We start from the raw sequence: 19,715 nt of genomic DNA, 5'->3' as shown, positions 1-19,715 counted from the left end.
CGGTCCAGTTCTCGGCCAAAGCGGCCGTAGACGGCACATGGCCTGGACGGCCGCAATGAATCCTTTACCGGACCTACCTCTTGGCCGCATCTCTGGTCAGGTTTGGCTCGGGCCATTGCTCAGAACGCTGGGCAGCGTTCGTCGCCGGTGCCAACGCGACGGCAGAGACATTTTGTCTGGTGGCCCATTAGGATCGGCTTGCTTTCTGGGGAGAGAAGCGTCCGCGACGCCAGCGAGGTTGCGGATCAGGTCACCAGGAAATCTGCATGGGTCAAGGTTGGCGCACCAATAAGGGCAGCGAATTGCACTGCCGCCGCCACACCGTTGCCATCAGCGTCGTAGTACAGCGCTCCAGTGACGTCGTCGTAGATCACGTAGTCGTCCGCATCGACCGCGACGGCACCTCGCCGGAACGACTCGGCCGCCAGCATGCCAGTCGTCGTCAGTGCGGTGAAGATGGCATTTTCCAAGTGAATCGTGTCGTCGGCGACGTTGTAGTCGGTGATCGTGTCGACATTCGTGAGCGCGTTGAGCAGGCTATCGAAGCGAATGATGTCTTTGCCGTCACCACCGGTCAACGTGTCGTTGCCCAAGCCGCCATTGAGCGTGTCGTTGCCGGAGAGGCCGATGAGCGTGTCGTCGCCGGCGTTGCCGCGCAGGCTGTTGGCCAGCGTGTTGCCGGTCAGGGTGGCGGCGGTGGCGACATTGAGATACAGATGCTCGACATTGGCGGCCAGTGTGTAGTCGGCGTAGGTATAGACGCTGTCGATGCCTCCGCCTTCGTCTTCGACGGCGCTGTCCCCTGCACCAAGGTAGTAGACGTCGTTGCCCAAGCCCCCGGCGAGCACATTGGCGGCAGTGTTGGCGTGACCGTAGAGCGTGTTGGCCAGCGCGTTACCGGTGGCCGTAGTGGCGGCGCTCCCGGTCAGGTAGAGACGCTCGACGTGCTCGCCGAGGGTCCAGGAGACGCTGCAGTAGATGATGTCGTTGCCCTCGTTGAGTTCCTCGACGACGCTGTCGGCGGCGTTGTCGACGTAGTAGCTGTCGTTGCCCAGCCCCCCGATCATCGTGTCGGCACCCAACCCCCCATTGAGCGTGTCGTTGCCACTGAGGCCGACGAGCGTATCGTCGCCGGCGTTGCCGCGCAGGCTGTTGGCCAGCGTGTTGCCGGTCAGGGTGGCCGCGGTGGTGACATTGAGATACAGATGCTCGACGTTGTCGGCCAGAGTGTAGTCGGCGTAGGTATAGACGCTATCCGTGCCCCCGTCCTCGTCTTCGACGGCGCTGTCGCCCGCACCGAGGTAATAGACGTCGTTACCCAAGCCCCCGGTGAGCACATTGGCGGCACTGTTGGCGTGCCCGTAGAGCGTGTTGGCCAGCGCGTTACCGGTGGCCGTGGTGGTGGCGCTCCCGGTCAGGTAGAGACGCTCGATGTGCTCGCCGAGGGTCCAGGCGATGCTGCTGTAGATGATGTCGTTGCCCTCGTCGGCGAGTTCGACGACGCTGTCACCGACGTTATCGACGTAGTAGATGTCCGAACCGTCGCCGCCAATCAGGGTGTCGGCACCGGCACCACCGTTGAGCGTATCGTTACCGGCGCCGCCGTTCAACCGATTGGCGAGGCCATCGCCGGTGAGGCGGTCGGCATACGCGCTGCCGACGAGATTCTCGATGTTGACCAGGGTGTCGGACCCGGAACCGCCGGTGGCCTGGGCCGCGCTGCTGGCGAGGCTGACAGTGACTGCGGCGGCGGCAAGGGAGTAGGAAACCGTGTCCATACCCGCTCCGCCGTCTAGCACGTTGTTGCCCGCCCCCGCGTAGAGCGTGTTGTTGAGGCTGTTGCCACTACCGTCGGCAGCGCCGGTGGCCACGAGGCGCAGGGTCTCGACGTTGGCGGTCAGGGTGTAGGCGGCGAGGCTGCTGTAGACGGTATCGTCGCCACCAGTCGCCAGGACAGCGTTGGTTTCAATGACCAGATCGCCGACGTTGTCGACGTAGTAGGTGTCGGAGCCGTCGCCGCCGATCAGGGTATCGGCTCCGGCACCGCCGTCGAGGAGGTTGGCGGCGCTGTTGCCGGTGAGGCTGTCGTTGTGGCTGCTGCCGGTGAGGTTCTCGATGCCGATCAGGGTGTCGGTGCCGGCACCGCCGGTCGCCTGCGCTGCGCCAGTGGCAAGACTGACGGTTACTCCGGAAGGGGCATCGATGTAGGAGGCGGTGTCTTCGCCGCTGCCGCCGTTGATCGTGTCGTTGCCGGCTCCGCCCTCGAGCCTGTCGTTGCCGCCACCGCCGATCAGGATGTCGTTGCCCGCGTTGCCCATGATGGTGTCGGCCAGGTCGTCCCGGCCCACCAGGTAGTCCGCACCGGAGGTGCCCTGGATCGGCGCCTTGATCAAGACAGTCGTGTCCCACACGCTGCCGTCCGCGAACTCGACCCGCTCGACGCGATTGCTGACGCTCCCGAACCAGGCGAAGACCCGCAGGCTGTCGGTCGTGCCGTTGATCGACAGCAACAGGTCCTCGGACCCCGAGGCCGGCCGGCTCAGGGTGACGTCACTTGGCAAGACGCCATCCTTGAAACGGATGGTGTCCATGTTGCCGGCCGTGACGTCCTGGTCGTAGATGGTGTCGTTGCCGTCACCGCGACCGAAGAGGTAGGTGTCGTTGCCCAGACCGTCGTTGGCGTTGCCGGAACCTCCATTGAGGGTGTCCTTGCCGCTGCCCCCGTCCAGGGTGTCGTTGCCCGTGCCCCCTTTCAGGGTGTCGTTGCCGGCTCCGCCCTCGAGCCTGTCGTTGCCGCCACCGCCGATCAGGATGTCGTTGCCCGCGTTGCCCATGATGGTGTCGGCCAGGTCGTCCCGGCCCACCAGGTAGTCCGCACCGGAGGTGCCCTGGATCGGCGCCTTGATCAAGACAGTCGTGTCCCACACGCTGCCGTCGGCAAACTCGACCCGCTCGACGCGATTGCTGACGCTCCCGAACCAGGCGAAGACCCGCAGGCTGTCGGTCGTGCCGTTGATCGACAGCAACAGGTCCTCGGACCCCGAGGCCGGCCGGCTCAGGGTGACGTCACTTGGCAAGACGCCATCCTTGAAACGGATGGTGTCCATGTTGCCGGCCGTGACGTCCTGGTCGTAGATGGTGTCGTTGCCGTCACCGCGACCGAAGAGGTAGGTGTCGTTGCCCAGACCGTCGTTGGCGTTGCCGGAACCCCCATTGAGGGTGTCGTTGCCGCTGCCCCCGTCCAGGGTGTCGTTGCCCGTGCCCCCTTTCAGGGTGTCGTTGCCGGCTCCGCCCTCAAGCCTGTCGTTGCCGCCACCGCCGATCAGGATGTCGTTGCCCGCGTTGCCCATGATGGTGTCGGCCAGGTCGTCCCGGCCCACCAGGTAGTCCGCACCGGAGGTGCCCTGGATCGGCGCCTTGATCAAGACAGTCGTGTCCCACACGCTGCCGTCCGCGAACTCGACCCGCTCGACGCGATTGCTGACGCTCCCGAACCAGGCGAAGACCCGCAGGCTGTCGGTCGTGCCGTTGATCGACAGCAACAGGTCTTCGGACCCCGATGCCGGCCGGCTCAGGGTGACGTCACTTGGCAAGACGCCATCCTTGAAACGGATGGTGTCCATGTTGCCGGCCGTGACGTCCTGGTCGTAGATGGTGTCGTTGCCGTCACCGCGACCGAAGAGGTAGGTGTCGTTGCCCAGACCGTCGTTGGCGTTGCCGGAACCTCCATTGAGGGTGTCGTTGCCGCTGCCCCCGTCCAGGGTGTCGTTGCCCGTGCCCCCTTTCAGGGTGTCGTTGCCGGCTCCGCCCTCAAGCCTGTCGTTGCCGCCACCGCCGATCAGGATGTCGTTGCCCGCGTTGCCCATGATGGTGTCGGCCAGGTCGTCCCGGCCCACCAGGTAGTCCGCACCGGAGGTGCCCTGGATCGGCGCCTTGATCAAGACAGTCGTGTCCCACACGCTGCCGTCGGCAAACTCGACCCGCTCGACGCGATTGCTGACGCTCCCGAACCAGGCGAAGACCCGCAGGCTGTCGGTCGTGCCGTTGATCGACAGCAACAGGTCCTCGGACCCCGAGGCCGGCCGGCTCAGGGTGACGTCACTTGGCAAGACGCCATCCTTGAAACGGATGGTGTCCATGTTGCCGGCCGTGACGTCCTGGTCGTAGATGGTGTCGTTGCCGTCACCGCGACCGAAGAGGTAGGTGTCATTGCCCAGACCGTCGTTGGCGTTGCCGGAACCCCCATTGAGGGTGTCGTTGCCGCTGCCCCCGTCCAGGGTGTCGTTGCCCGTGCCCCCTTTCAGGGTGTCGTTGCCGGCTCCGCCCTCGAGCCTGTCGTTGCCGCCACCGCCGATCAGGATGTCGTTGCCCGCGTTGCCCATGATGGTGTCGGCCAGGTCGTCCCGGCCCACTAGGTAGTCCGCACCGGAGGTGCCCTGGATCGGCGCCTTGATCAAGACAGTCGTGTCCCACACGCTGCCGTCGGCAAACTCGACCCGCTCGACGCGATTGCTGACGCTCCCGAACCAGGCGAAGACCCGCAGGCTGTCGGTCGTGCCGTTGATCGACAGCAACAGGTCCTCGGACCCCGAGGCCGGCCGGCTCAGGGTGACGTCACTTGGCAAGACGCCATCCTTGAAACGGATGGTGTCCATGTTGCCGGCCGTGACGTCCTGGTCGTAGATGGTATCGTTGCCGTCACCGCGACCGAAGAGGTAGGTGTCATTGCCCAGACCGTCGTTGGCGTTGCCGGAACCCCCATTGAGGGTGTCGTTGCCGCTGCCCCCGTCCAGGGTGTCGTCACCGGTGCCACCCTTCAGGTTGTCGTTGCCACCCGCCCCAAGGAGATAATCATTGCCCCCTGAGCCATTGACGATATCGTTGCCGCTGGTACCGAGATAGATGTCGTCGCCGGCTGCTGGTGTCGTCGTGAATTCGGCACCTATTGCGGCACGAGTCGTTGCCCAGGTGCCGCTCGCCTCAGCAGCCGAGATCCAGGTGGCGAGCTTCTGCTCTCCGCGCCACCCCATCGGCTCCAGACTTCGCCCCGCGTGCTTGATCAATTCGAGCCGATCAATGAAGGCGTTCGGCGAGTCGGCTTGGTAGGCGGCGTCGAGCCGGCTTTCCATAGTGCTGAAATCGACTTTGAGACCATTCTCATCGACGGTTAGCGTGATGTCGTCGAGGTAGGGCTTGAGCCGCGTCTGCAGGAGCAGCCCGCCATAGACCGACGCTTTCAGGGCGACGTAAGAGGCATCAAGCAGCGCTTCGCGGGTGTTGAAGAAGTCGATGGTCAGGGTGGTTCCGGCGGCGGGTACCGGGAGGAAGGTCTGGCCGTTGAAGCGTTCGAGGACGCTGAGCTTGTCGAGCCAGGCTTGCCAGGCCGGACTGCCGGTGGTAACGCCGGCGAAGTTAACGGTGAGGTTGACGCCAGCAAAGGCCCCGGTTGCGGTGGTGGCCATGCTGCTGGTGTCACCCCAGGCCTTGAGCAGATCATCGAGTCGGGCGAGTTGGCCGCTGCGGGTGGTTTCTGCGGCGTAGGCGGCGAGCTGGCTGGCGAGTGCGCTGCCCGCAACGGTTTGCAGGCTGGCGGCTTCGCGCAGGCTGCGGACGAGGCCAGCGCCTTGCATGTCCGGCAGGTTGCGGGCTTGTTCGCTGAGCGGGATGGGGTCGGTGAACTGGCTGTAGAAGGGGTTGTTGGCGAGATTGATGTCGCCCAGTTGGGCGGTCACCTCGCCGAGCGTGCCGGTGCTGCCGTCGCTGCGCACGTAGCCGCCGAGGTCGGCGATCTGGTTGCCGTTGGCGAGGATCTGGCTATTGGCGGTCTTGGCGAGGTTGAGGGCGATGATGCCTTGCGAGGAGAGGGTGAACAGTTCACCGGCCTGGCTGACACCGTCTTGGTTAAGGTCGCGCCAGAGGCGCAGACTGGCGAAGCGGGCGTCGAGGCTGTCGACCTTGCCGTCGCCGTTCGTGTCTTCCTGGGCGAGCGCGGCGAAGCCGTCGGCGGCAACGCCGCCGGCGCTCAGCGGGGTGCTATCGCCGAACAGTTCGCGGCCGTTGTCGATGCTGCCGTTGCCGTTGCGATCGAGGACGAGGAAGGCATCGTCGCCCTTCACCCAACCGGTGGCGGTCCTGACACCGTTGCCGTTGTGGTCGAAGAGGATGGGGTTGCCGGTGTTGATGCCGATGGTTTCGAGGCCGTCGTTGTCAAGGTCTAGGATGAGAGGGTCGACGCGGAGCGGGGCGGCGGTGCGTGAGGCGAGATAGGTGGAGTTGGCAGCGACGCCTATGTATCCGAAAGAGAGACTTCGAGCAAAAGGCGAACCCAACCCATGAAACAGCCCATTCGACGCATCCACGATATCGGCAACATTATCGCCATTCCACGTGGGCCAAAGTTGCCCCTCAAAACCTACGGGATTTAACCCGCCACGCTGCATGGCTTTCCAGGTAAAGTCGATGCAGCTATTATTTAGCCCGTCGTAGGCAATACTGAACCCGAACTCGCTTGGATTTTCCCCGAAAGTCTTCATGGCATCATACTGCGCCTGAGTGATTTCTATCGTTCGCGTGTAATCGCGACTGATATAAAAGTCATCATCCTTTCCATGCGCATTTACCTGACCCGGGCCATGTACTCGATCAAGTCCGGCCGCGCCTTCGACAGGCGAGAACCCATAGCTGGAAGCAGTTCCACTGTTATCTGTTAAGGAATACCACATGTGGCCCACTTCGGAGACGCCGCCATTGCTCAGTGGCGTGTCTCGCCCCGCAATGTTGATAGTCACTGATGGCATGTTAAATCCTTATTTAACGCTACTTTATAGCAGTGGATTTAGGATAGAACCCTATACTAAAAAAGAGGGGCATCCCGGCAAGTTCGGCGACATCCTTTAGGCTTTCGACACGCACTCGATAGTTACCAGGATTTAACCTAACATAGGCAATATGTTTGACGAACGTGTTCCCAGTCCATGACCTGAGCCTCGAAATCTGAAGTTCTTGTTCAAAGAACGGCTTGTCACCCGACTCACGGATTTCAAGTATCTTTACTCTCAGGGGAGTTGGCACTCCAGGATCACCGTTGATAAATTGACCATCGTCGCCAACCAGCTTTCTCACACGTTCTCGATCCTCTTGGTTATCATTCATAAAACCAAACTCAAGCCCTAACGAGTATTCTCTGTGATCCACCACCCGAAATTTGGCGTCAATCTTGTCACCAGACTTCTGCATATCAAGAGGCCATGTTAGTGGCGGAGTAGGCAATAATGACTCGTCCACACAAGCCGAGAGGAACGCAACCATCCCAATCATCGAAATAGTTTGCCATTTTTTTGCCACAGACCCAACCAACGTGATCGTCATATCGACAATCGACGATAATCTGGATGCACCTTGTCTATCCATGCCACTACTCTCCAAAAGTTGTCACCGTGTGGCGCACGCTCCAAAAGATGGCGGGCACAGGTAGCAAAAAAGCCAGATCCAGGTCTTCGATCTTGAGCTTCGATTGACCGGCGTTGGCAGCCCCGCGCACCAGCCTGGCACCGCTTGCAGCTGCGTCTCCTGGGCGTGCGCACCGACCTTGATTGCTGTTGCCAACAGGGGCATTAGCAGAGTCTGCTTCTTGATCACGGAACCTCTCCCAAACGGTCAGGGCACGGGACACATCCAAATTATGACAGAGGTAGCCGTTTCTCTCATCGCCTCTCCTTCTCCCCCAGCGGGGAGCAGCGAGTTTCGTGAACCGCGTACGCGACGTTCACGGCAAAGGCCACACTGGCTTCGAAGTCGAGGTCGAGAAAAGGGCGGCCCGTACGCTATATTCGGGGAATTCCCGCATCCGCGCCGACTCGAATCGTCGCCCGCCGTCATTCGCACCAAGCAAACGAAGTCGGAACCTCGTCTACAGCCAGACATCGGCCAGCCTCGCGCCATCAAACAAGCAGCGTATCACTGCGTCCGGTGGGGCCGTCAGAGTTGAATATCGTGTCGTAACCGCTGCCACGCCGGAAGATGTAGCTGTCGTTGCCGCTACCACCGTTTAGATAATCGTTGCCGCTGCCGCCGTCCAGGATGTCGTTGCCGCCGTTGCCGTAGAGCGTATCGTTGCCGTCACCGCCGAACAAGCGGTCCGCGCCGTCACCCCCGTTCAGGGTGTCGCTGCCACCGGCCCCAAGGAGGTAATCATTGCCCCCTGAGCCATTGACGGCATCGTTGCCGCTGGTACCGAGATAGATGTCGTCGCCGGCTGCTGGTGTCGTCGTGAATTCGGCACCCATAGCGCCACGAATCGTTGCCCAGGTGCCGGTGGCCCCGGCATCCGAAATCCAGGTGGCGAGCTTCTGCTCTCCGCGCCACCCCATCGGCTCCAGACTTCGCCCCGCGTGCTTGATCAATTCGAGCCGATCAATGAAGGCGTTCGGCGAGTCGGCTTGGTAGGCGGCGTCGAGCCGGCTTTCCATAGTGCTGAAATCGACTTTGAGACCATTCTCATCGACGGTTAGCGTGATGTCGTCGAGGTAGGGCTTGAGCCGGGTCTGCAGGAGCAGCCCGCCATAGACCGACGCTTTCAGGGCGGCGTAGGAGGCATCAAGCAGCGCTTCGCGGGTGTTGAAGACGTCGATGGTCAGGGTGGTTCCAGCGGCGGGAACGGGGAGGAAGGTCTGGCCGTTGAAGCGTTCGAGCACGCTGAGCTTGTCGAGCCAGGCTTGCCAGGCCGGACTGCCGGTGGTGACGCCGGCGAAGTTCACGGTGAGGTTGACGCCAGCAAAGGCGCCCGTCGCCGTGGTGGCCATGCTGCTGGTATCCGCCCAGGCTTTGAGCAGGGCGTCGAGCCGGGCAAGCTGGCCGCTGCGGGTGGTTTCAGCGGCGTAGGCGGCGAGCTGGTTGGCGAGTGCGCTGCCCGCGGCGGTTTGCAGGCTGGCGGCTTCGCGCAGGCTGCGGACAAGGCCAGCGCCTTGCATGTCCGGCAGGTTGCGGGCTTGTTCGCTGAGCGGGATGGGGTCGGTGAACTGGCTGTAGAAGGGGTTGTTGGCGAGATTGATGTCGCCCAGTTGGGCGGTCACCTCGCCGAGCGTGCCGGTGCTGCCGTCGCTGCGCACGTAGCCGCCGAGGTCGGCGATCTGGTTGCCGTTGGCGAGGATCTGGCTATTGGCGGTCTTGGCGAGGTTGAGGGCGATGATGCCTTGCGAGGAGAGGGTGAACACTTCACCGGCCTGGCTGACACCGTCTTGGTTGAGGTCGCGCCAGAGGCGCAGACTGGCGAAGCGGGCGTCGAGGCTGTCGACCTTGCCGTCGCCGTTCGTGTCTTCCTGGGCGAGCGCGGCGAAGCCGTCGGCGGCAACGCCGCCGGCGCTCAGCGGGGTGCTATCGCCGAACAGCTCGCGGCCGTTGTCGATGCTGCCGTTGCCGTTGCGATCGAGGACGAGGAAGGCGTCGTCGCTCTTGACCCAACCGGTGGCGGTCCTGACACCGTTGCCGTTGTGATCGAAGAGGATGGGGTTGCTGGTGTTGATGCCGATGGTTTCGAGGCCGTCGTTGTCGAGGTCGAGGATGAGAGGGTCAACGCGGAGAGGGGCGGCGGTTTGGGAGGAGAGGAAGGAGGTGTTAGTGGTCGGGGATACGTTTCCATAGCTTAAAGCGGTAGATCCATGCCATGCAGTGCCAACGTCATTAACAACCCACGCATTCTGATTGGCCACCATACCCAATACAGCCACTGCGATACCACCCGCGGCAAGTGGCAACGTGATCGCAGCACCAACACCAGCGACCGCAAGAGCGCCGCCGGCAAATGAGAGGCCATTGCCAGCGATATTAAGCAAGTCGCCAACCTCCACTTTGTACTGCTCTTGGACGTCCACGGTTACCTTGTAGAGCGTTACAAGTGCAGCACCTGGGGCGGTCACATAGGCGCCTATAGGGAAAATCCCCGCCACATTCGCAATAATCTGGCCAGTTGTTGAGACTATCGTGAGGCTTGATGGATCGGAGTTCGTTAAACTGAGGGCGCCATCCGTTGTGCCAACCGCACCAGAAATAACTGCGACAGTGATTTCTACGCGATCTGTCATTTCCATCCCCTGATCTGCATAAACCCAAGAACAACAATCATGACCACTCCACATATTTGTAGAATACGCCAGGCACTCAAGTTGCGCGCTCTGTGCCGATTAAATTTTTCTTCATTACCGCGATACTTAAACGCGATGTAAATCGCAAAACAAATCAGGCTTGCCGCAATACCAATACCCACATAGGTAAGATATTCAGTCATGAGGCCCTCTAGGAAAGACATAATCGGAGTAATGTGTATAGAATACCTTGGGCATCTCGACTCCGGTGCTTCTGAGCTCGAATGTCGTCGGCGTCATCGAGGCATGAGGCCCAATTTCCATACGCACTTCGCCATCCCACTCGGCACCTTTGCGCTTCAGGCGCAAGCTACTCGTTGTTTTGTTAGTTGTATCTTGGCGAATCAGGTTGAGAAGGATCTTCTTCAAGATCGACAGAACCTGTGGATCGTTGTGGTGCCAGATGGTGTTGGCATCCTCGCCGAAGGTGGCGTCGAGCAGCACATCCGGTGTCAGTTCCAACATTGCAACAGGTTCCTTCCCTCATGTTTCGAGAAGCCAACGAAGTCGGCTGTAACCGCTCTGGAAGGCGGCCTTCCTCTGGAGAAACACTTGCCGACGACATTCATCGCATATGGAACATTGACCGCGGTTGTTACTCAAATCGCCCGAATCGCCATCACGGGTGCTTTCGCCGCCTGTGGATCCTTGTGGTTACTCTGCACCAAGCCGCACGGCCCTTAACCGCCAGCCCGCTCGCGACTCACGCCATTAGGAGCATCCGAGAAGCGAGCCTGTGCTTACGCACTTCGCATGCGACCACCGGATCCTATTCGACGAAAGCGCGGAGGATATTGATCACCGTCAACTTCCGTGCCCACCAACATCGCGTGCGTCGACCCCATTCGTCCTCCGGGTAGAGGGAAGTAGGGAACAGGCTTTCGCTTGCCCTCCCTCATCACGACGGCATTCGCACATCCGTCACGGAATCGCCGAGGTTTTGCTGACCAGACGGCGGAGGCCCTCGACGTCGATATAGCCTTCGGTACCGATCAGGGCAGATGCCTCTTCGTAGGTGAACGCCATGATCGTCCCTGATTACTTGAACTCGACGTTGAAGTACTTGAGGTTCTTGCGCGCGACGGTGTTGGGATTCGCCACAGTGCCGCCGTCGGCAAAAGGGTTCCAATAGGCGTCTTCGTTAAGCGCTTCGCGCAACAGCCGCTTGATTTCCTCGCGTCGCTGCTCAAGTGCTGGCGGGACGATTAACTTATGGACTTCCATGGTCAATTCCATACCAACGGTACTGTTACCCCCTCTGCGGTCAACAAGATTGAACACGATGACTTGTCCATCGAGAATCAATACCGCGTAGGCCATGCGCCCCACGTCGTTGGGATTACCCCCGCCGCCGAGTTGAAGCAAGAAGGCATTGTTCTCCCGGTCAGCCGTCCACCAAGACAGATTGCTGAACTGGTGCACCCACTGGGAAATCGCACGGATGCTCTCGTAATTGACCAGCTTCGACACCCACTCCAGGTCCTGCTCCGATATCTTCTCGTTCTTGAATGCCATGCTATTCGCTTCTCTCTATCGTCCCGCCAAGCGTTACCGGTTCACCCGCAGCCGTCGTGCACCCGGGGTACATTCCGCATCCGGGCTCAGCTTCAAGATTATGACAGCTCCTTTTCTGGCGAAGTGGCAATGCCAGGGCAATCGCATAGATCTTTTGGAAGGCCCGCTCGGAAGGTGTCGGAGGTGGCGGCGATCAGGTGCTGAACCTTGAGGCCACCCCGGGTAACCGAGCATGGACTACCATTGTCGGTCACCCATCGCAAGAACCGGCAACGTTGTCGTTTTTCCCACTGCTCCCGACTCTTGTCGCGGATGCTGCTTCTGCGTTCAGTGGTTGGCCTTTTCCGTCTCTGTCAGTGGCGCCGACCGTCCGCGCGGGTGGCAGGGTTGCTCGGCGCTATTCCTTTCCCGACGGCCGATAAAGGATCCATACCGGCCGTCCGCGCCATGTGGCGCCAACGGCCGCTTTGGCCGACGACCGGACGCAGGGCGCCGCTTTCTGAATGTCCGCTTCGCCGCAAGTACCGGACGCTGATTGTCGTCGCTCCGACTGTGTTGGCGTACATTCATCGCGACCAAATTTCGCCGCCAACTATTGCCGCCAAATCTATCCGGTTCGACGCCGCCGCCAATACCAATGGCGATTCGGTGACACTGCTGGGCTTTGGCACCTTCAATGCAGCGCCGCGCGCGGCTCGCGAAAGCAAGAACCCGGAAACCGGCGAGAAGCTCAGTCTGGTCTATCAGACGGAACGTGAGGTGATGTCATGAATCAACGCTTGATACGCCTTCCCCACGTCAAGTGCATGGTAGGGCTTGGCCGATCGTCGATCGACGACAAGATCAAGCGGGGCGAATTTTCAAGACAGATCAGGCTCGGGCGTGCGTCCGGATGGGTCGAGCCTGAGGTGCAGACGTGGATCAGCGAACAGATCCGGGTGAGTCGGCCGGCGTCGGTGACCTGTCTCCCGAACGATCGGGCGATGTGCTAGCATCGCCTTTGGGCCGAGGCTGCCCTTGCCGGCTCGGGTGAACGCGGCTGATCTGCCCACCAACCATAATCCGCTGCAGCGGTGTGCCGAGATCCGCGTGTGCTGTGCTCTGGCGTAGAAGTTGGGCATGTACCAAGACGCCGGGCCAAGTTTGCACGGCACCAGCGGCACGGATAGGGAAGTGGCCTACTCGGGGCAGTCCGTGCTGTCAGAAATCAACCCAGAGCAACTTGCTCGCGTTGATCAGGCGGCCTCCTCCGCAGGACGCGGACAGCGTTGGTTTGATGGGGGCATGTTTGCAGTCATGCACAAGAACAACTATGAGAAAGTGCAGTTAAAACAGTTGCTTGGTGTCAATGTGCGATTCCCTTCCTGGCACCACAAGAATTCGATACCGTCGCCAACTGCGACCCACGGTGGATCGTCATGAGCAAGCTCTCCGGCATCAAACCAACCCCCCGGCAGGCCATGGAGTGGGTCAAGGAAGTCGGTAACGGCCAGCGCCGCCTGGTGTTCAGCGAGCAGGCAGAGGCGCGCATGAAGCATCGTTACATCGGCCGCCGGCAGGTGCTGGAAACCTTGAAGAATGGCCTGGTCAGCGAGCCGCTGCACAAGGATGCGGGGGACGATTGGCGGTGTAATCTGAGCTGGTTTCACGCGGGTGCTCGTTTGACGGTTGGCGTGATCTTCAAGCTTGGCGACGCCCAGGAAGGCGGCGAGGGTGGCAATGGTGGCGCGGGTGGCGAGTTGGCCGTGGTGGCCACGGTTGTCGAGGGCTGAGATGGGCGACATGCTGAAGTATGAAGACTGCGGTCTGAAAAACATCTGGCTGGCGAGCGGTTTCAGCTACGAGAATGTCGACGGGCTGGGTCCGTGCCTCGAAATTTACGACATCGATGGCTTGCACCGGACCATCGGTCGCCATCTGGTCGATTACAAGCGGCGCCTGACCGGCGTCGAGATCCGCTTCCTGCGCGTCGAAATGGGGATGTCGCAGAAGCGACTCGGCGACTGCCTCGGCGTCGACGAGCAGAGTGCGTCGCTCTGGGAGCGCGGCAAGCGCCGGCCAACCATTGCTGCCGAGCGCATGCTGCGGCTGATGTACCTCGAGCATATCCACGGCACCACCCGCGTGACCGAGCTGATTGCCCAGTGGAACGAGACCGATCGTCAGAAGGACGAAGTGCGTCAGATCTTCGAAGAAACCGAAGTCGGCTGGCGGATTGCGGCCTAGGCGCCTGGCCGGGCGTGTTCCCGGCAGTTGCCCGCGGCCTTGGCGATGTCATTCCAGCGGCTGTCGTTTCTTCGGTGGCCGCCGGACGGCGCCGCGGATCACCGCAAAAGCCCGTACGGCGAGCAATGCCAGGCTGCCGCCAGCGGCGCCGACCAGCATTTCCAGCGACAGTGAGGTCAAGGCCTTGAGCACTCCACCGACGCGGCTCACGGCGTCGGCGATTTCAGCTGCATTTTCGATGAAGTGATGGACGGGCGGAATGCCGTGGCTGAGGATGCTGCCCCCGACCATGAACATTGCCGCCGTACCGATCACGGTCAGCGCCTTCATCAGGCGCGGCGCGGCGAGCACGAGGCCCTGGCCGACTGCTTTCGCCAGCGCATCGCTCCTCTTCAGCAGGTACAGCCCGAGGTCGTCCATCTTGACGATGCCGGCGACGATGCCGTAGACGCCGACCGTCATCAGGACGCCGATTCCCGAAAGAACGGCCACCTGCGTCGCGAACGACGCGCCGGCGACGGTGCCCAGCGCGATGACGACGATCTCTGCGGAGAGCACGAAGTCGGTGCGGATCGCGCCCTTGATCTTGGCGGCTTCCATGGTTGCCAGATCGACGCTTTCGCCTTCCACTGTCGCCAGCTCTTCGCCGTGGTGCGCGCCATCCTCGCTGTCGCTCTTGCCGTGCAGCCACCTGTGCGCAATCTTCTCGACACCTTCGAGGCAGAGATAGAGGCCGCCCATCATCAGTAGCGGCGTCACCGCCCACGGCGCGAAGCGGCTGATCGCCAACGCCGCGGGCACGAGGATCAGCTTGTTCTTGAACGAGCCGACGGCGACCGCCCAGACCACCGGCAGTTCGCGTTCGGCGCGTACGCCGGACACCTGCTGCGCGTTCAGTGCCAGGTCGTCGCCGAGCACGCCGGCGGTTTTCTTGGCCGCCACCTTGGTCATCAGCGCGACGTCGTCGAGTACCGTGGCAATGTCATCGATCAGGGCAAGCAGGCTGGCTCCGGCCATTGGGGGTCTCCAGTGTCTGGTGAGAGCTGGCACGCCTCTGGCAGCCAGCCGTGCCGTGCATCATGCCCGGCCCGCGCGACGCGGCCTTCTGCTCAAGGGGTGGAAGTGTAACGGCTGTCCAGCGTCTTGCGCGACAGGGCGCGGTCGCCCGAGCCGCGGAACCCTGGCCGACGGTGGCCAGCGGTTGTCCGTTTCGACACGCCGCCGGCAAGCACGGCAGAGCCAGGTGCTGCGCCCGCCCCGACTAGCGCAGCGTCCGGACTTGGCGTTATCCTGCACGCCTTGTGCCGCACGGACTTCCCGTGCACCCGCTGAACTCGGCTCGCCGAATCACCCAATGGAGACAATCGTGCCCGCACTCCTTCCTCAACCCGATCCCGATGGTCTGCTCGAGTACTCGGTGGTGTATACCGACCGCGCCCTCAACCATATGTCGCGGCGTTTCCAGGGCGTGATGAAAGACATCTCGAGGATCGTCAAGACGGTCTACAACGCCAAGGCCGCGATCGTCGTTCCGGGAAGCGGTACCTTCGGTATGGAAGCGGTCGCCCGTCAGTTTGCCACCGACAGGAAGTGCCTGATCATCCGCAACGGCTGGTTCAGCTTCCGCTGGACGCAAATCCTCGACATGGGGCGGATCGCCTCGGAGAGCGTGGCCATGGTCGCCCGCCCGGTTGACGAGCAGCCGCAGGCGGCATTTGTCCCGCCGCCGCTCGAAGACGTCGTCGCCAGCATCCACGCCGAAAGGCCGGAGATCGTCTTCGCGCCGCACGTCGAAACCGCCTCGGGCCTGATTCTCCCCGACGACTACCTGCGCGCGGTCGGCGCCGCCGTCCGCGCCGTCGATGGACTCTTCGTCCTCGATTGCGTGGCGTCCGGGACCGTCTGGGTCGACATGGTCGCCAACGACGTCGACGTGCTGATCAGCGCACCACAGAAAGGCTGGAGTGGCTCGCCGTGCTGCGCGCTGGTCGCCCTTGGCGAGCGCGCGCGTGCGCGCATCGACGAAACCAGCAGCAGCAGCTTTGCCTGCGACCTCAAGAAATGGCTGCAGATCATGGAGGCCTACGAGAAAGGCGCTCATGCCTACCACGCGACGATGCCCACCGACGCCCTGGCGGTCTTGCGTGACGTGATGCTGGAAACCGAAAGCTACGGCTTCGAGCTTGTCTGCAAGGAGCAGCAGGAACTCGGCCGCCGGGTTCGCGAGTTGCTCACCAGCAAGGGCTTCAAGAGTGTCGCCGGCGAAGGATTCCAGGCGCCAGGCGTCGTCGTCAGCTACACCGATGACGCGGATATCCAGTCCGGCAAGAAGTTCGTCGCCATCGGCGTGCAGGCCGCCGCCGGTGTGCCCATGCAATGCGACGAGCCGGCCGATTTCCGCAGTTTCCGCATCGGTCTGTTCGGCCTCGATAAATTGCATGACCCGGAGCGCACCGTGAACAGCCTGGCCGCCGCGCTCGATGCGCTGAGCCGCTGAGCCGCTGAGCCGCTGAGCCGCTGAGCCGCTGAGCGCAGGGGCGGGCAAGATTCAGCCCTTTTCCCCCGTTGCCGGTGGCAAGGCGGGGAACTGCAGCAGGCGATGGCCAACCCAGTCGTTTGAACTCGAAGGAACGGAGGAAGCGGACATGGAAAAAAACGCGGTCGCAGCGGTCGAGAAAGCCGCTGCGCAAGTCATTGATTACAGCAACGTCGACCAGCTGATTGTTCTGGTGACCGAGCAGGGGACGTCGATCGGCCTGAAAGTGATCGCTTCGATTCTGATCTTTCTCGTCGGCCGATGGCTGGCCAAGGCGGTGACCAACTTCGCGCGCAAGGCTTTCCAGAAGACGGGCATGGAGGATACGCTCGAGAAGTTTCTCTGCAACATGCTTGGCGCCGTGTTGCTGGTGGTGGTGATCATCGCCGCCATTGGCGCTCTTGGCGTGCAGACGACGTCGCTGCTCGCCGTTCTCGGCGCGGCTGGCCTGGCGGTTGGCCTCGCGCTGCAAGGCTCGCTGTCCAACTTCGCATCCGGTGTCCTGATCGTCGCCTTCCGCCCCTACAAGGTCGGTGACTTCATCGAAGCCGCCGGGGTCGCCGGGACCGTCAAGGAAGTGCAGATTCTGACGACCATCATTCACTCGCCTGACAACAAGAAAATCCTCGTTCCCAACAGCCAGATCATGGCCGGAACGATCATCAACTACTCGGCCAACGATACCCGGCGGCTGGACATGATCGTCGGTTGCAGCTATGGCGACGATCTCGACCAGGTCCGCAGGGTGCTCAACGAGCTGGTCGCCAGCGACGAGCGCATCCTCAAGGAGCCCGCGCCGACCATCGAAGTCGTCGCGCTCGGCGACAGCAGCGTCAATTTCGTGGTTCGCCCGTGGGTCAATTCAGGCGACTACTGGGCGGTTCATTTTCATCTGCACGAACAGGTCAAGAAACGCTTTGACGCCGCCGGGCTGAACATCCCCTTTCCGCAGCGGGATGTGCACATTCATCAGCACGGCGCGGCCAACTGAGCGTTGTTGGCGGCTGGTCGCGGCACCGCACTGCTGACGACGCCAGCGTGCCGGCGGGCCGACAACCGTCACGGCAGGTAGCGTGCAGCGCTTATTGAGGGCAACGCGATGGCCGATTTCAAGAAAATCCGCATCATGATTTCCAGCCGGTGCTCCTCGCTGGTCGCCGACGGCGAGCAGCAAGTAAGCATGACCGTCGTGCGCAAGCGCCTGCACGACAGGCTGCGCGACGAGCCGCTGCTCGGTGAAGCGCTGTTCGAGGTCTGGATATCGGACAACGCGCCCGATCAGTCGCAGGGCGACCTCGATACCGCCTGGAACCGCTCGCTCGAAGAAGTGCGCAAGGCCGACATCGTCCTGGCCCTATATACGGGCGAAGCCGGCTGGGCACCGAAAAGTGGCGAGATCGGTATCTGCCATGCCGAGTTTCAGGAAGTCTGGAACAACGGCCCGGCCAGGCTGAAGGTCGTTCGCGTGCTCGAGGTGACGTTCCCGGCCAGAAAATCGGCCGCCGAGACGAAGGCCGACACGATCTTCCAGGACTACTTCCAGACACTCAACCCGACCTCGCCGGAGGCGCGCAACGCCGACGATGTCGTCGCGCGCAGTCTCGAAGCCCTGCGCGAGGCCGTCGCCAGCCTGGTCAAGCTGGGCGGCCGCGAAGCGCGCAAGGGGCGTTTTGCCTACGGCACCGCCCTCGACTGGAGCCGGCTCGATTTCGGCACCCGCAAGCAGGCCATGGAAGAAGCGCTGGGCGAAGCACTGCGCGACCTGGGCGCGAGCCCTCTGTCGTCCGTTGCCGGCGGCTGGGACTGGCCGCTGGCGGACGAATCCCTGCTCACCATCGTGCACGGCCTGCCCGCCGCCTTTGGTGTCGCCGCCGCGCGCGAACTGGTCGGCCAACCCTTTCTCAAGGATCACAGCTACGACGCCAGCGGCGAGGCACCGTCGCTGGCCGGCCCCGTGCATCTGGTCGCCTGTCTGAAGACGGTCAGCGAGTCGCAGGCCATGCGGCAACTGGGCTTTCCCGACGCGACCATCGTCGCCGCGCCCTTTGGCGTCTACGTGGCCGACAAGGTGCAGAAGATCCAGATGGTCTTCCTGGCCAACTGCCGCGACGCAACGACGACGCGTCATGCGCTGACGCGCCTCGTCGAATGGCTGGATTCCACCGGCGAGGAGGCCAATCTCGTCAGCCGCGCGCGCGGCCGGCGGCGCATCGTCGCTGCGGTCAGGCTCGCGCTGAATGAAGGCGCGTAGCAGGGCGGCACGCTGAGGGTGGCGGTCGGGAGTCCGGGTGGAAAGCGATGCGGCCGGCGAACCCCCGCTCACGTATACTTCTTCCGCTGGTGTGACGACACGCGCCCGCATGGCTCGGCCGTCAACGGCTGCCACGCACTCGTCCTGCATGCCACGACGCGTATGGCGAGCAGTCAGGCGATCTGCAATCGACTTCTGGAGCGGCGATGAGTTCTACAGTAGCAGCACTGCCAATCACCCTCGGCAGGGAACTGGATTTCAACCTTGACGAAGCGAGCGCCTTCGGTCGCCAACTGACTGCCACTTATACCGCGGCCGGGCCATTTCCCCATGTAGTGATCGATAATTTCTTGCCGGCCGACGTGATTGACAGCATTCACGCCAATTTCCCGGCTGAACGGACCAATGACGAAAAGCTCTATGAGCGGGGCTACAAGGGATTACACAAGCGGCAGATCAACCCGAATCGGTGCAATCCCACTCTCAGAAACATATTTGCCGCTTTCAACTCGGCGGCCATGCTGCAGTTCCTCGAAAACCTGACCACCATAGACGGTCTCATCCCTGACCCCTATTTCGATGGTGGCGGGCTGCACGAAACCAAGACCGGCGGCTTGCTCGGCGTACACGCCGACTTCAGAATCAACAAGAAGCTGCATTTGGTGCGCCGAATCAACGTCATCATTTATCTGAACAAGAACTGGCACGAGGAGTACGGCGGAAACCTGGAGCTCTGGGACCAGAAGATGACGGCCTGCCTGAAGAGAGTCTCGCCTGTTTACAATCGGTGTGTCATCTTCAACACCGACGAGGACAGCAATCACGGTCATCCGGAGCCGCTGCGCACGCCCGAACACATCACCAGGAGGTCGGTCGCTCTCTACTACTACACCTCGTCGAGCAATATCTACGATGAAATCGAGCGGGACAAGACGCATTACAAGCCACGGCCGAGGGATCGTCTGAGCGTCAGGTACTACCTCGACAAATGGACAAGGAAGAAGGGCTGATCATCCGACGCCGTATCCCGGCTCCTCGCAATGACGGT

15 protein-coding genes and 1 pseudogene are annotated in these 19,715 nt (G+C 62.0%); 9 read left to right on the top strand and 7 right to left on the bottom strand.

The window, feature by feature from the left end; all coding sequences use genetic code 11:
- Positions 1-245: 245 nt before the first annotated feature.
- From QZ634_RS08530 to QZ634_RS08505, 6 genes are all read right to left on the bottom strand, one after another.
- Complete coding sequence (locus QZ634_RS08530; RefSeq protein ID WP_291987231.1) at positions 246-6,359, bottom strand: calcium-binding protein; 6,114 nt, start codon at positions 6,357-6,359, stop codon at positions 246-248.
- A 457-nt stretch (positions 6,360-6,816) separates the two neighbouring features.
- Positions 6,817-7,410, bottom strand: a complete 594-nt coding sequence (locus QZ634_RS08525) for a DUF5625 family protein (protein ID WP_291987229.1) — start codon at positions 7,408-7,410, stop codon at positions 6,817-6,819.
- 530 nt (positions 7,411-7,940) lie between these two features.
- Positions 7,941-10,085 (bottom strand): calcium-binding protein, encoded by a 2,145-nt coding sequence (locus QZ634_RS08520; protein ID WP_291987227.1) that lies wholly within the window; start codon positions 10,083-10,085, stop codon positions 7,941-7,943.
- Positions 10,076-10,282 (bottom strand): hypothetical protein, encoded by a 207-nt coding sequence (locus QZ634_RS08515; RefSeq protein WP_291987225.1) that lies wholly within the window; start codon positions 10,280-10,282, stop codon positions 10,076-10,078. Before QZ634_RS08515 ends, QZ634_RS08520 begins: the two co-directional genes overlap by 10 nt.
- A complete protein-coding gene (locus tag QZ634_RS08510) occupies positions 10,275-10,604 on the bottom strand; it encodes a hypothetical protein (protein WP_291987223.1) in 330 nt (109 codons plus the stop codon). The genes QZ634_RS08515 and QZ634_RS08510 overlap by 8 nt, the downstream gene beginning before the upstream one ends.
- Before the next feature lie 573 nt (positions 10,605-11,177).
- The gene (locus QZ634_RS08505) at positions 11,178-11,654 is read right to left on the bottom strand and encodes a hypothetical protein (RefSeq protein WP_291987222.1); all 477 of its coding nucleotides are present in this window, start codon (positions 11,652-11,654) and stop codon (positions 11,178-11,180) included.
- A 636-nt stretch (positions 11,655-12,290) separates the two neighbouring features.
- Between QZ634_RS08505 and QZ634_RS08500 the strand changes: the two are divergent.
- The 5 genes and pseudogenes from QZ634_RS08500 to QZ634_RS08480 form a co-directional block, all read left to right on the top strand.
- A pseudogene (locus QZ634_RS08500) lies at positions 12,291-12,425 on the top strand (HU family DNA-binding protein); the annotation flags it as partial.
- Entirely contained in the window at positions 12,422-12,646 is a 225-nt protein-coding gene (locus QZ634_RS08495; protein WP_291987219.1) for an AlpA family phage regulatory protein, read from the top strand. The pseudogene QZ634_RS08500 and the gene QZ634_RS08495, both read left to right, overlap by 4 nt.
- A gap of 127 nt (positions 12,647-12,773) precedes the next feature.
- The gene (locus QZ634_RS08490) at positions 12,774-13,076 is read left to right on the top strand and encodes a hypothetical protein (protein WP_291987218.1); all 303 of its coding nucleotides are present in this window, start codon (positions 12,774-12,776) and stop codon (positions 13,074-13,076) included.
- Positions 13,073-13,426 (top strand): hypothetical protein, encoded by a 354-nt coding sequence (locus QZ634_RS08485; protein WP_291987217.1) that lies wholly within the window; start codon positions 13,073-13,075, stop codon positions 13,424-13,426. The genes QZ634_RS08490 and QZ634_RS08485 overlap by 4 nt, the downstream gene beginning before the upstream one ends.
- 10 nt (positions 13,427-13,436) lie before the next feature.
- A complete protein-coding gene (locus QZ634_RS08480; protein ID WP_291987216.1) occupies positions 13,437-13,880 on the top strand; it encodes a helix-turn-helix domain-containing protein in 444 nt (147 codons plus the stop codon).
- A gap of 48 nt (positions 13,881-13,928) precedes the next feature.
- On the opposite strand, the gene QZ634_RS08475 is transcribed toward QZ634_RS08480, so the two are convergent.
- Positions 13,929-14,897: a DUF808 domain-containing protein gene (locus tag QZ634_RS08475; RefSeq protein ID WP_291987215.1), complete on the bottom strand. Its 969-nt coding sequence runs from the start codon at positions 14,895-14,897 to the stop codon at positions 13,929-13,931.
- Positions 14,898-15,246: 349 nt separating this feature from the next.
- On the opposite strand from QZ634_RS08475, the gene QZ634_RS08470 reads away from it, so the two are divergent.
- From QZ634_RS08470 to QZ634_RS08455, 4 genes are all read left to right on the top strand, one after another.
- Positions 15,247-16,377: an aminotransferase class V-fold PLP-dependent enzyme gene (locus tag QZ634_RS08470; protein ID WP_291987214.1), complete on the top strand. Its 1,131-nt coding sequence runs from the start codon at positions 15,247-15,249 to the stop codon at positions 16,375-16,377.
- Between the two features lie 148 nt (positions 16,378-16,525).
- Entirely contained in the window at positions 16,526-17,407 is an 882-nt protein-coding gene (locus tag QZ634_RS08465) for a mechanosensitive ion channel domain-containing protein (RefSeq protein ID WP_291987213.1), read from the top strand.
- Between the two features lie 108 nt (positions 17,408-17,515).
- A complete protein-coding gene (locus QZ634_RS08460) occupies positions 17,516-18,667 on the top strand; it encodes a hypothetical protein (RefSeq protein WP_291987212.1) in 1,152 nt (383 codons plus the stop codon).
- A 206-nt stretch (positions 18,668-18,873) separates the two neighbouring features.
- Positions 18,874-19,677 carry a 2OG-Fe(II) oxygenase gene (locus QZ634_RS08455; protein WP_291987211.1) on the top strand — a complete coding sequence of 268 codons (804 nt, stop codon included), beginning with the start codon at positions 18,874-18,876 and terminating at the stop codon, positions 19,675-19,677.
- Positions 19,678-19,715 lie beyond the last annotated feature (38 nt).

It is taken from the genome of Candidatus Accumulibacter sp. ACC007 (genome assembly GCF_907163205.1).
Taxonomy (GTDB): Bacteria; Pseudomonadota; Gammaproteobacteria; order Burkholderiales; family Rhodocyclaceae; genus Accumulibacter; species Accumulibacter regalis.
The sequence above is the reverse complement of the archived record's forward strand: the minus strand, read 5'-3'. Positions and strand labels throughout refer to the sequence as shown.